Genomic DNA, 13838 nt, shown 5'->3' with positions numbered 1-13838 from the left:
TCCATTTTTCAGTTATTGCATGTTGTTGTACTACCACCTCCTTTTTGAAGGGTATCGGAGAAAGATATAGATCAAAATCTTGTAAGCGTTAACAAAGATATTTATACACTTTATTGGAAATAATTTCAACAGTAAAATTCATTTTTTTATTAAAAATTATAGAGAACCCCTGAATAGACTGGATTTTACGCTCCTTCTGCTCCTCATTTCCCTTGGTCTACCATCATATAATACAAAAATGACGTACTCTGGAGGTATCCCTGGAATGAGCCATGTACTGAGCACAATAGATAAGGAAATAAGTCGGATGACGACTTCTTTGCTACAACAGCAGCGACAAGACGGCTCCTGGCATTTTTGTTTTGAGAACGGTACGGTTATTGATGCTTATGTCATCATTCTCTTTCGGATATTGGAAGTCCCGAATGAAGCGCTGATCCGGGAATTGCATGATCGTATCCTTAACGAACAGCAACAGGATGGATGCTGGAGATTGTACGCCGATGAAGAGGATGGAAATTTATCCGCATCGGTTGAAGCCTACTACGCCCTGCTTTACTCCGGATACAGCCAGAGTACGGACGAGCCAATCCAGCGGGCCAAAAAGTATATTCAGTCCAAAGGAGGTATTGGAAAAGTTACGAGCATTTTGACCAAAGCCATACTTGCCGCTACCGGACAAATGAAATGGCCTTTATCTATCTCTATGATCCCGCTGGAGATACTGATGTTCCCTACCTATTTTCCCATCAACTATTTTGAATTTTCCGGTTATTCCAGAGTTCACCTCACTCCCATGCTCATTATGGCAGACTTACGTTTCGCCCTTGCAGCCCCCCATGCCCCCGATCTGTCTGATCTGACCGACTTACGAAATGTTGCAGATGAGCCAACTGCTCGCGGATATCAGGAAATGCAGGACGACATTCTAAGCGGGAGAAGCCGACTGCTTGGTAACCCTCGCCACATCCACAACACTGCAAGAACGAAGGCGGAACAGTTCATGATAGAGCGGATTGAATCGGATGGCACATTATACAGCTACGCTAGCAGTACAATTCTCATGATCTTTGCCCTATTGGCCCTAAAATACGATAAGCAGCATCCCCTGATCACAAAAGCCATAACAGGACTCACGGCAATGCAGTGCCGTTCTTCTGGAGGCAAAACAACGATTCAAAACTCCCCATCTACCGTGTGGGATACGGCCTTAATCACCTACGCATTGCAGGAGGCTTGTCTTACCGATGACCATTACACTATTCAACTCGCGGCCTCCTATTTGCTCTCCCGTCAGCAAGATAAAACAGCCGATTGGAGCATCCATAATCCGAATACAGTCCCTGGAGGATGGGGATTTTCGGAGTCGAATACAATCAACCCAGACGTAGATGATACAACAGCAGCTTTACGGGCTATCCGAAGCTTGTCCACTACTCTTCCAACGTTTCAGGAATCCTGGAATCGCGGGCTGAATTGGGTCCTATCCATGCAAAATAAAGACGGTGGCTGGCCGGCATTCGAAAAAAATACGAACAAGGAGATGCTCACCTGGCTCGCCATCGACGGTGCCAAATCTGCGGCCACAGACCCTTCAGAGGCTGACCTGACAGGACGTACTCTAGAGTATCTCGGAAACTTTGCCGGGCTTGACACCAGGCATGAATGGATCAATCGTGGAACTACATGGCTCATTCGAAACCAGGAGAAGGATGGCTCATGGTATGGAAGATGGGGCGTATGTTATATCTACGGTACCTGGGCAGCATTAACCGGTCTTATGGCCGTTGGGCTGCCTGCAAGCCATGATACAGTGCAAAAAGGAGCGCAGTGGCTCTTAAGCATCCAGAACTCCGACGGTGGCTGGGGAGAATCCTGTCAAAGTGACCGACTCCTTCACTATGTGCCATTAGGGGAAAGTACCCCTTCTCAGACCGCTTGGGCACTTGACGCACTAATTGCAGTCCAACCCAAACCTACACCTGAGATGAATCAAGGTATTCTAAGGCTTATTGCATCAATGTACGAGAACGATTGGAGAACCACTTATCCAACAGGAGCTGGTCTGCCCGGGAACTTTTATTCCCATTATCACAGCTATACATATATTTGGCCTCTTCTCACATTAAGTCACTACAGAAGTAAATATGGGGCATCTTGAAAACTTACTTTGCGCGGCTATTTTTTCAATATTTCAGATCCGGATCAATGTTCACCCATACTTCATCAAAGTAACCTAAAAAACAGGGAACTCTTAGAGCTCCCTGTTTCTGTTTGATATAAATTTTATTGAATGATCAAATTAAAGCCATTTTGAATCTGATTCACATTAGGGTTGGCAATGTTGCTTGTTGTCAGATTATTGAATGTGGCAGAACCGTTACCCGTATAGGTGTAAATTGCTGCACCTTTATGTGGGGTTGTGAACCTAGATGTCTCAATGCCGTCCAAACCAGTACCATTAATGTTGATGTTATTAAACACAATGTTCTGGAAACCGCCGCCGTATCCGAATTGAACGGCACTGCGCTGCGTGTTGAGGATATCAATATTGGTAAACGTTACGTTCTTGATGGAATCGTTGGAAGCTTCGAGATCAATAGCTCCGCGTTCACCATTGTACAGATCTTTACTTGTGCCGCTGTTAATGATCGTTGTATCGGAGAACAGAATACCTGTGTTATTTTGGAAATGGTATCCAGGGAAAACAGTGTTCATCCGGATCGCCGAACCGCCAACCGTGTCAACAATCAGGTTGTTGGTTGCCTTATGTCCGCTGCCACCAAAGAATGCAATGCCTGCTGCGCGCCAGTTATTCTCAATCGTGTTGAACGAGAATGTATTGTTCACACCGGCAGGCGCACCATTCACGTTGCTGGTCCATACGGCCAGACCATCATCACCATTGTTGCGGACGCTGCTGTTGCGTACAGTCGAATTGCTCGTGCCTTGGGCAAAGTTGACACCGTCGGCAAGGTTGTTCCGAATACGACTGTTCTCGATCACAAGGCCATCGGCAATGATTGCAGGAGTGTGGGCGTAATCCCCTACCCAGAAACCACATTCAAAGTGCTCGACCCATACGTTGCTGACCTTTGAATTTTTACCAAAATTGTCCATAAAGCCTTTGTAAACTGCATTCTCGTTATAACGCGAACGCAGCATGGAATTCATATAAATATTGCTGAAATCCAGCTTGCCCTGCACACGGAAAGAAATCCCGCCTGAGGCTGCATTAGGGTTGGTAAATTGAATGTTCGTATGCCAGATGCCTGCACCTACAACGGTGAGGTTGTTAATCATATTTGTCGGCGTACCAATTTTCCACATATTGCCCAGATGGAACGTGCCCTCAGGGATATATAGAGTCTTGCCTGTAGATACCGCGGATTGGACCGCCGCTTCGAATGCGGCAAGGTCATCTTTTCCATCATTTGCAATCGCACCGAAATCGGTTACAGAGACGGAGTTAGCCGGGCGCGGGATTACCGCTTGAACGGGTTCGATTTCGAGGAAATCCACACCGTATTCCAGGTTATCTCCATTGTTTTTCTGAATACGAATGGTGTCTCCAGCTTTTAGAGGTGTATCCAGTTTCCAGTGCACTTCATCAAAACGGAACAACGGACGTCCTGCACTTGGTGTATCCCCCGGATGATCACTGGAGAAGTACTGCCAATTGTAGTAGGAGGTCAAAGGAACCGTTTTGGCCTTGGTCCCGTTAACATAGACGTCAAGTGCGCCGTTAAGACCCATGCCATCTGTGGAATCCGGCATCGTGAATCGCATGGTTACACCTGCGCCTCCCTCCCCTTGTCTAACCGTCCATTGTGCATAGGAACCGTTGGAAGGAAGAGCGATATAGCGCTGGCCAGAGGCTTCCGAAGCCGTCAGAGCCTGATCAAAGGTCGGTGCGGATTTCAGTGTGGCACTGCCACCCCGCGTAGCATCATCCGTATCATACCGGGTATAAGGCATGCTTGCACCACGGGCTGAATATACGTTCAAACCTGTTGTAACGACGTTATTCGTTTGTTTGACCGGAGCTTCATTGTTGTCCACTGCTACGGTAGTTGTCACATTGTAGTTACCGGTTGCAGCAGTCCAGGTACCTACATTGACATTGACCGAAGCTCCAGGTGCTAATGTACCGGTATAGGAACCACTATACGTCTGAAGCGTTGCTCCGGCAGCGTTCTTGAGAACCACTGTAACTCCGTGTGCACCACCTGCGGAGGCCATGTTGCCTTGATTTTTCAGATTAACTGTAAATGTTACTGTACTGTTTGCTGTAGGGGTTCCAGGACTCCAAGAAACCGTGCCTACCAGATCAGAACTTGTAATCGGTGCAACCACCAAAGAAGAGGTGTGTGTGTAACTGTTGTTTCCTTCATTCTCTTCGATGATCTGGTTATTCTCATCTACCTTGGCACTGAGCGTATATGATGCAGCTGCTTTATTGCCAGCATTAAGCGAGACCGTAGTCGAAGCCCCTGCTTGCAAAGCAGCTACAGGTGAGGAACCCGCCAGTTCGTTGTTCAGATAGAAGTTGACGCTTGAAGCTGGAGAAGCGGCAGAACCAATGTTTTTGACGATAGCATTAAGGGTGACGGCATTGTTCTCCACTGGAGACGATGGAGACCAGGACATACCTGTAATCGTCAGATCAGGATTGGGTGCAGGTGTACCGAATACCTGAAATTCAGCAATTTGCCCGGCAGGAGCGCCCGAGTTCGCGGTAATGTTCAATTGCAGACGTTTAACCGTTGCTGTAACGGGAATGGTCACTGTGTTACCGGAAGCCGGATTGAATGTATATGATTGGGCGGAAACCAGATTGCTGAAGGTTGTTGTATCCTGGTTATGTCCAAGCACTTGAATAGTCTGTGTTCGGGTGCTCCAGACCGGATCCGGGTTCAGTTTAAGTACAATGGATGTAATCTGATGATTGGAGCCGAGATCCAACGTCAGTGAGCTTGGATTGCTGCCCCCTTCCCAGTACGAATTGATATTGTTATCGTTTGCATTCGCAGCTACGAAAGATAAGGTGCTGGACGATGCAGTTATCGACTTCCCGATGGCGATGTTGCTTCCCTCTGTAGGGATTGGGGGATCCACAGGATCGGGGCCAGGTAGCGTTGGTCCCTCACTGCCTGGACCGTAAATTTCAAATGTCGACAGTTGAGCTGCCGGCCACTCGGAATTGCCCGTTACGCTTAAGCGAACGTACCTTGTCTCAACAGCAGGAAAATCGATAGTAACCGAGTTCTCCCCCACCGATGGATTAAATACATAATCCGCAGAAGCTACGATATCTGTGAACGATGAACCGTTCGTGCTGCCTTGCACCGTTATCGTTTGGGTTCTCTTTTCCCACACTTTCGGAAGCTTCAAAACAATTTGGTCCATGGTGGTATTGGTGCCAAGGTCCACTTGAATCCATTGGGGGAACGCACTATTGGTACTTTCCCAATAGGTTGCTTGGTTATTGTCAATCACATTGGTCGGGATGTATGTTTGGTTGTACCCGCTCGCGGTCACCTGTTTGCCCTGTGCCAGGTCCGGCCTTTCGGCTGCTGATACAGGAGATGGAAATCCGACACTCAGGAATACGTTCGAGATCAGCATCGTTAATACGATTGACCACATCATGTACTTGTTGCGCAAATTCAATTCCTCCTCAGGTTATTAGCAAAATGGTTTTTCAATGAAAATGGACGGTTGATCTGCCTCATTCTTTCGCTGCGCCGATCATCACCCCCTTATCAAAGTACAAGACAAAAAAATAGCAAAGGCATACAACAAGGCTTGCGAAACCGAAATGCGTAACCGCCACTTAACTTGGGGAGTTTTTTGGAGAGCTGATCTGTTTTACCGCTTTCTTTTGTCATTTCTGGAATAAATTTATTATAAACCGCTTTCATTTCTCCTTATCGGACTCCTAGAGACGGTATTCGGACTTCTGATGTTCCTTTTTGGATGTTTTCGAGCAGCCTTGAGGCTTGCGAGCAGAAAGTACATCGTTATCCAGACTTTCCTGTGTGCATTCCAGACTTTTGAACCAAAAGAGGAAAAAATTTATATTTTTTCAAGTGATGGATTTATACTATTCCTTTTGTGTTCGTTCTGGATCTGATGACCATCACCTCTCGAACAACAAAAAGCACACATTGATCCACTAAGGGCCACTGCGTGCTTTTTATTAACGTTATGAAGGGAATACCTAGGTTTAAGCACATTCCTAGTTCAGGCCAAAGCCACGAACAAGCATGAATCCGAGAATGGACAACACCATAGATCCCAGCAGTCCTGCCAAAAAAGGTTTCTTGCCCAGACGACGGAAGGTTGCAATATCCACACCCAACCCCAATCCAGCCATGGCCATCGCGAGCAGCATATAGGAGACAACCAGAAGTCCTGAGATCATCTCTTGCGGAATAATACCCAGCGTGTTTAACCCACTCATAGCCAGAAAACCGAAAATGAACCAGGGTACTGGCAATTCACGCCACCGGATTCCTTTAGATGATTTTTGCTCTCCCCCACGCGCCTGTCGTCCACTCCACAAGCCGATGATCAACGCAATGGGCACCAGCATGCTGACCCGAGTTAGTTTCACGATGACTGCCATATCCAGTGCTGTTTGCCCTCCAGGTGCAGCCCCAGCAATGACATGTGCCACTTCATGAAGCGTGGCGCCTGTGAATATGCCATATCCATTCGCACTTAAACCCAATACCGGGTATAGCAATGTATAGACTAGAGTGAAGATTGTGCCCAATATCGCCACCGTGGCCGCACCTACTGCTGTTTCTTCATCTTTGGCCTTGATCTGTGGCGCAATCGCGACCACTGCCGCTGCACCGCAGATGGCTGTTCCACAAGCGGTTAGCAGCCCTATTCGTTTGTCGATCTTTAACCACTTGCTGAGTCCGTAGACAACAAAAATCGTAACAATAACATTGATTGCCGCTAGCGCAAAGACTTTGTAGCCTGCATGGACAATATCCAGAAGGTTTAGTTTCAAACCCAGCAGGATGATGCCGAACCTTAGCAATCGTTTTCCGGAAAAGGATATCCCTGATTGAGCGTTCAGTGGAACGCCGCGCACCGCCCGGTATAGGATACCTAGCAGAATTGCAATTACCAGTTGACCCATAATATCTAAGAGTGGTAGATAACCCAGCAGCTTGGCGATAAACGAGAGCAGTAAAGTCAGTCCGATCCCCTGCAGAAATCCCCTGTTCCTAACACCGTTTATGTTTTTAACGAATTTCAATTGTGTCTGTAAAATCATAGCTCCACACTTCCTTATTGGATAAGTATATCCTCACTATAGAAGCAGACAGAAAGGAAGTGAAATATGAATCTGCGATCCTAATCATTACAAAAACTTATGATTGATTGGATATCTTATGCTAAAATGAGTTCACTAGGCTTATAACGATGAAAATACACTACTTAAATGAGGAATTATAATGATAACTGATGCGTTAAAAGTCTTCGTTACCGTTGTAGAACAAAGCCATTTCTCCAAAGCCGCAGAACTGCTGAATCTGTCCCAACCGGGGGTGAGCCTGCATATCAAAAATCTGGAGAATGAGCTGGGAGCCAAGCTGCTGCATCGTTCGCCAAAGCAGGTGTCCTTGACTGAAGCGGGGACGATCCTCTACAAACATGCCAAAGTCATTCAGGCCCGCTACGATGAAGCACGACAGGAGATCCAGATGCTGCGGGATGAGGTGACCGGAAGCATTCAGATCGGGGCCAGCTTCACCATAGGTGAATATATTTTGCCTAAGAAGCTGGCAGAATTCGCAGCGCAGTATCCGCAGGTCAACATCCAAGTTACCATCGGCAATACCCAGGAGATTCTGTCGGCGGTTAGGGGCAATCAACTGGATATCGGATTTGTGGAGGGTGAAGCACAAGCCTCGGCAGAACTTGACGTTATCCCTTACATGAAGGATGAGATGATCGTAGTAGCTCCTTCCGGTCATCCCCTCTCCGGTTCCGTCGTGGTAGAGCAAAATATGCTTCAGGATCAGGTCTGGGTGCTTCGTGAGTCGGGTTCAGGAACACGCGCGTTTAGCGATCATTTTATGGAAGAGACTGCGATCCGTCCCAAGCGGTCCTATGTCTTCACCAGCAGTCAGGGTGTGAAGGAAGCTGTTGCTGCGGGACTCGGAATTGCAATGGTATCCAGATGGATTGTTCATAAGGAGCTGGCAACCGGGGAAGTCGAAGAACTGCGAATCAGACAACTGCATCTGGAACGCAGCTTCTCCATCATTCGTCTCATCGAGCATTCACATTCCATGGCGCTTGACGTTTTCTTGCAAAAGCTTCTTTTCGTCAAAAAAGAGGGTTGAAGGCTATTTGCCTTCAACCCTCTTTTGAACTACACAAGCAGATAAATTCTTGCTTCATAAGGACGAAGTGTGTTCTCTGAAACAACGTCCGAATAGTTACTAATCAATAAACTTTTATCTCCTGCAAATTCGCTTGTAAGCTGGAATGGAATAACTTTGCCGTAAAAGTTGCACAGGACTAGCAATTTGGTTTCACCAAGTGTTCGTGTGTAAGCGAAGAGGTTCGTGTCTTCCGGGTACAGAAGTTCATAATCCCCATAGATGATCACTTCATGCTCTTTTCGCAGCTGAATCAGTGTTTTATAGTAATGGTAAATGGAATGCGGATCATGTATAGATTCTTCTGCATTAATCTCCGTGTAGTTCGAATTCACCAATATCCATGGTTTACCTTCCGTAAAACCCGCATTTTCGGAAACATCCCATTGCATCGGCGTACGTGCGTTATCACGGCCTTTTGCATAAATGGATTCCATAACTTCTTCCTCAGCATACCCATTCTCGACCCGTTCCTTATACAGATTCAGCAACTCAATATCACGGTATTCTTCAATAGGGTAACGAACGTTCGTCATCCCTAACTCTTCACCCTGGTACACATATGGCGTACCTTGCATGCCATGCAGAAGAGTCGCCAGCATTTTGGCAGACTGCACACGATATTCCCCGTCATTTCCCCAACGGGACACGATCCGCGGAAGGTCATGGTTGTTCCAGAACAAACTGTTCCAGGCTTCGCCCTTCAGCTCGGTCTGCCATCTGGACAACACTTTCTTTAATTGAAGCAGATCCAGCGGCTGGAGGTCCCACTTGCCTTTTCCCTCCTGCTCATCCAGGCTGATATGTTCAAATTGGAAGACCATGGATAGTTCACTGCCGTCCGGGTTGCTATAAAGCTTGGCACTTTCGGGCGTTGCTCCCCAGGTTTCTCCGACGGTTAGCAGATCACCCTTTTGGAATGTCTCTTTACTGAGTTCACGCATATATTGGTGTAGATTTGGCCCATTGCCTGTAATTTTATGATCAGGCTGTTTGCCAATCAGATCGATAACATCAAGACGGAACCCGCCCACGCCTTTATCCATCCACCATTGAATCATATCGTATATCTCCTGCCGTACCTTGGGGTTCTCCCAGTTAAGATCCGGTTGTTTAACAGAGAAAAGATGCAGATAATACTGTCCCAGCTCGGGCACCCATTCCCAGGCCGATCCACCAAACGTTGAACCTAAATCGTTGGGAGGTGTGCCTTCCACACCATCTCTCCATACATAATAATCGTGGTATGGATTATCCTTGCTTTTCCGGGCTTCCTTAAACCAGGGATGCTCGTCGGATGAGTGGTTAAGCACCAGATCCATGATAATTCGGATGTCCCGCTTGCCTGCCTCCTGAATCAGCAATTCCATATCTTCAAGTGAACCAAACATTGGATCGATATCCTGATAATCCGAAATGTCATACCCGTTGTCATCTTGCGGCGATTTGCACACTGGTGACAGCCAGATCGCACCGATGCCAAGATCCTTCAAATAATCGAGTCGGGATAATATACCTCTCAGATCCCCGATTCCATCACCATTGCTATCTTGAAAGCTGCGGGGATAAATTTGATATACGACAATTTCTTTCCACCATTTTTTATTTCCCATATGGAACCACCTTTCTCTTGAAGCAGTTTCTGCTCATCCGGATTCTGTTCCATTACCTATTATTCTTTTACCGAACCCACAACAATGCCGGTTACAAAATATTTTTGCAGCAGCGGATAAATCAGCAGCAGTGGGATGACAGCCACTACGATTTTGGCTGCATTTAGATTTTTGTTTGAAATCTCAGTCAGATTGCTGAGCTGAGCAGAGTTCGTGCCGGATTGAAGAAGCTCTGCGATATTCACGTTAAGCGACTGAATATAGGTCATTAGCGGATAATTGCTAACTTTGGTCATATAGATTAATCCACTGAAGAAATCATTCCACGTGCCCACGATACTGAACAGGGATACGGTCGCCAGCGCAGGAATAGACACGGGCACATATACTTTGAACAGGACCTGCAATGCATTTGCCCCGTCGATGAATGCCGCTTCTTCAAGCGCTTTTGGTACTGCGGCGAAGAAATTCATTACAAGAATGACACTGAATATTGGGACAGCACCCGGCAGTACAAGCGCCCAAATGGTATTGAGCATATCCAGGTTTTTGATCAACAGATAACTGGGGATCATGCCCCCACTGAACAGCATGGCAAAAATCATGATATTCATATATATATTTCTGCCCTTAAACTCCCTTTTCGATTTGGACAGCGGGTAAGCCATCAAAACAATAAGAATCATGTTGAGTACTAGGGATAGAGCCACACGTAGAACGGAAATGCCAAAGGATCGCCAGAACTGCGCATCATCAATAATTTTTGAATAAGCGGCTGTTGTAAACTTGACGGGTAACAGACCTACGGCATTGGCCGATACGGCCTCACTGCTGCTGAATGAAATCGCAACGATATTCCATAATGGAAGGAGGCAGATCAAGGCCAGCAATATAACGATGGCGTAGATGACAAACCGGCCCATTCGGTCTTTCAGGCTTGCGGAATAAGACACAAGTTTCGCCTCCTTAGAAAATTTTTCTGTCGGTGTATTTTTTGGCCAATTCATTGGCGGACAATAATAGAACAATACCAATCACTGACTTGAACAACCCAACTGCCGTACCGAAACTATACTGTCTGCCAACGAGGCCAATCCGGTATACATAGGTATCCAGAATATCGCCCGACTCATAGACAACCGGGTTATACAGATTGTAGATTTGATCGAAGCCTGCGCTCAAAATATTGGTCAGACTCATGACCCCCATGAGCAGGATAATAGGCAGCATACCCGGCAACGTAATATGCCATACTTTTCTCCACCAGCTCGCTCCATCTATCCCTGACGCTTCATATAGACCGGGATCAATTGAAGTTATTGCAGCCAAATAAACGATGGAGCTATAACCGAATTCCTTCCATACGTCCGTCCCGATAATCAGTGGCTGGAACCAGGTGTTGCTTCCGAGAAAATTAATATTTTCCAAACCGAAAAAGGCTAAAATCTGATTTACACTTCCATCCAGGCTGAACATGTTAACAACCACGGAGGCCAGAACAACCCAAGACAAAAAGTGAGGCAGATATACAATGGTCTGCACGGATTTTTTAACAAATTTAAAGCGGATTTCGTTTAATAAAATGGAAAAAATGATGGCCATCAGTGTGCCGAGTAGAATCTTGGCAATGGCAATCACTAACGTGTTACTGATCACTTGGCCGATGTCCGGCAGCTTGAACATATAAATAAAATGCTTGAGCCCAACAAACTCCGAGCCAAACATACCTTTGGCTGGTACATAATCCTGAAACGCCGTAATGACACCAACCATTGGAATGTAGCTGAATACGAGCAAAAATAAAATGCCTGGCAGCATCATCATATGATACATGGCACCCGTGCCCAATCGGTTTCTTGCTTTATATTTTTCCTGCTTCATGGATGAACCCCTTTCCTGAAGAAAGGCTGCGTAGCGCAGCCTGTCAGCAGTGTTAGCTTAATTATTTTTGGGATGTAGTCTCGGCTTCGATCTCCTGAATCACTTGGTCTCCGCCTTGTTTTTTCCAATTAGTGACGAATGTTTCGAAGTAATCCAACGGTTCTGCACCCGTTATGATTTTGATGAAAGATTCCTGTTCCATTTTGGTCAGGTTAGCCCATGTCTGTTTCATGCTTGGTGTAGTTCCAGAGAACGCTGGCGTCATCCAGTTGAATTTGCCTTCCTGTGTCAACTTATCGATCAGCCCCACTCCGTTCATGCGTGAGTGATATTTAGACCAAGCTGTTACATCATCCGTATCCTGGTCTTTCAAGTACGTTTGGATACTGCCAATATTGTTCTTGGATTCCGTTGTACGGACCTGATCCAAACCGATCTCGCCTTTAATTCCACGAACAACGTCGGAGTAATCATCCAGCAGGGATGTTGCCGAGTTGACTTCAATATTAAAAGGTCTGGTTGAACCGTCTACACCGCTTTCCAGATACTTAGCTGCCTCAGGCATGGTAGTTGCGACATCTTTGTCATTTGCCAATTTATCGTAGAACAGATTAATAATTTTAATCGCGAGTTCCGGGTGTTCATATCCTTTTCTCACTACGATAAACTGACCGGATGGATTGGCGTGTGCCACGTTTACCTTACCGTTTGCATCCTCCAGCGTATAAGCCGTGAATTTTGCATGTTTATCCATCTGCTTGACACTGCTCAGTCCCCAGTCTGGAATATGCCACGGTCCAAAAGCAATACCGCTCTGACCATTGGTGTAGAGTGCAGTGATATCGTCAAATGTACGGGTTCCAAATTGCGGGTCAATGATACCTCTCTTGAACCAGTCGGCCATAATGCCCAGCATCTGCTTGGTTTCCTTTGTAGTGGAACCATAAACGATGCTGCCATCTTCACCCTTCATCCAATATTGAGGATATGCCCCTTCGGTTGAAGCAACACCCAGCATGGTATAGGCAGAACCGTTATAGTCCGTCGTATTCAAGGTGTTCACAAAAGGAATACCGACCGGTTTCCCGGTTTGCCCAGGATCTTTTTTCAGGAACTCTTCTGCTGTTTTCTCTACATCTTCCAGCTTGATGGCACCGTCTCCGTCAGCATCGAGTTTGATTCCCAGCACATCCAGCCAATCCTGACGAACCCAAACCATCGTTGGTGCGGAGTCCAGAGAGGTCGCCGGAAGGCCCATCAGTCGGCCATCGATTGTGGCATTGTCCAGTGCACGGCCATCGTAGGAGTCGTAAATCTGCTTGATATTATCGGTGGCATATTGTTTGTATACCTCTGTCATATCTTCAATCAGATCATTATCAACCAGTTCTTTAAGTTCATCCTTGGAATCGACACGCATCATATCAGGCAATTCTCCGGAAGCGATTGCAAGAGAAACCTGGCGGCTGTAATCTTCACCGTTAGCCTCAAATTGGTCCTTAATTTGTGCATTAAACGCTTCTTTGACCAGACGGGTATACGCATTGTTCTCATATGTATCTCCAGCCGGCAATTTCGGGTTCGCCGTTGTAACACGCCCCATCGTTACCGCCACTTCGTCTTTATAAGCACTGAACGGATCTCCAGGCGTTACCTCATATTGACCTGCATCCTCAGCAGTCGGTGGATTGGAAGCTCCCCCACAGGCTGCAAGGACGGATACCATCAATGCGGACATGGACAGCACTGCCAGTCGTTTTGTCAACAGCTTGCTTTTTATTGACCAATTATTACTCATCAAATTCAACTCCCCTTCGTTCTGATTATTTCTCTATCATGTTGTTTGCGCTTTCATTATAAAACTTGGAGAAGCTTTATTGAGATAGGGATTAAACGCTAGTTTGGATAGAGAAATGTGTACACATTTTGCTAA

At 46.4% G+C, this 13838-nt stretch carries 8 protein-coding genes; 2 read left to right on the top strand and 6 right to left on the bottom strand.

Annotated features, from left to right (window positions below):
* Positions 1-265: 265 nt before the first annotated feature.
* On the top strand, positions 266-2161 hold the full coding sequence (shc, locus tag MKY42_RS15070) for a squalene--hopene cyclase (RefSeq protein WP_339852190.1): 1896 nt from the start codon (positions 266-268) through the stop codon (positions 2159-2161).
* Positions 2162-2286: 125 nt separating this feature from the next.
* Here shc and MKY42_RS15065 read toward each other — a convergent pair whose 3' ends face one another.
* Both MKY42_RS15065 and MKY42_RS15060 read right to left on the bottom strand, forming a co-directional pair.
* Positions 2287-5667: a discoidin domain-containing protein gene (locus MKY42_RS15065; protein WP_339852187.1), complete on the bottom strand. Its 3381-nt coding sequence runs from the start codon at positions 5665-5667 to the stop codon at positions 2287-2289.
* A gap of 574 nt (positions 5668-6241) precedes the next feature.
* Complete coding sequence (locus MKY42_RS15060) at positions 6242-7297, bottom strand: YeiH family protein (RefSeq protein ID WP_090897548.1); 1056 nt, start codon at positions 7295-7297, stop codon at positions 6242-6244.
* A gap of 181 nt (positions 7298-7478) precedes the next feature.
* On the opposite strand from MKY42_RS15060, the gene MKY42_RS15055 reads away from it, so the two are divergent.
* The gene (locus tag MKY42_RS15055) at positions 7479-8372 is read left to right on the top strand and encodes a LysR substrate-binding domain-containing protein (RefSeq protein ID WP_090897545.1); all 894 of its coding nucleotides are present in this window, start codon (positions 7479-7481) and stop codon (positions 8370-8372) included.
* Between the two features lie 29 nt (positions 8373-8401).
* Here MKY42_RS15055 and MKY42_RS15050 read toward each other — a convergent pair whose 3' ends face one another.
* The 4 genes from MKY42_RS15050 to MKY42_RS15035 all read right to left on the bottom strand — a co-directional run bounded on the left by MKY42_RS15050 (position 8402) and on the right by MKY42_RS15035 (position 13703).
* Positions 8402-10024 (bottom strand): alpha-glucosidase, encoded by a 1623-nt coding sequence (locus tag MKY42_RS15050; RefSeq protein WP_339852182.1) that lies wholly within the window; start codon positions 10022-10024, stop codon positions 8402-8404.
* A gap of 59 nt (positions 10025-10083) precedes the next feature.
* Positions 10084-10977, bottom strand: coding sequence for a carbohydrate ABC transporter permease (locus tag MKY42_RS15045; protein WP_090897539.1), 894 nt, complete (start codon positions 10975-10977; stop codon positions 10084-10086).
* A gap of 13 nt (positions 10978-10990) precedes the next feature.
* Positions 10991-11905 carry an ABC transporter permease subunit gene (locus MKY42_RS15040; protein WP_063565144.1) on the bottom strand — a complete coding sequence of 305 codons (915 nt, stop codon included), beginning with the start codon at positions 11903-11905 and terminating at the stop codon, positions 10991-10993.
* A gap of 61 nt (positions 11906-11966) precedes the next feature.
* Positions 11967-13703 carry a sugar ABC transporter substrate-binding protein gene (locus MKY42_RS15035; RefSeq protein WP_090897536.1) on the bottom strand — a complete coding sequence of 579 codons (1737 nt, stop codon included), beginning with the start codon at positions 13701-13703 and terminating at the stop codon, positions 11967-11969.
* Between the last annotated feature and the right edge of the window lie 135 nt (positions 13704-13838).

The sequence above is a fragment of the Paenibacillus sp. FSL W7-1088 genome (genome assembly GCF_037969855.1).
Lineage (GTDB): Bacteria > Bacillota > Bacilli > Paenibacillales > Paenibacillaceae > Paenibacillus.
The sequence above is the reverse complement of the archived record's forward strand: the minus strand, read 5'-3'. Positions and strand labels throughout refer to the sequence as shown.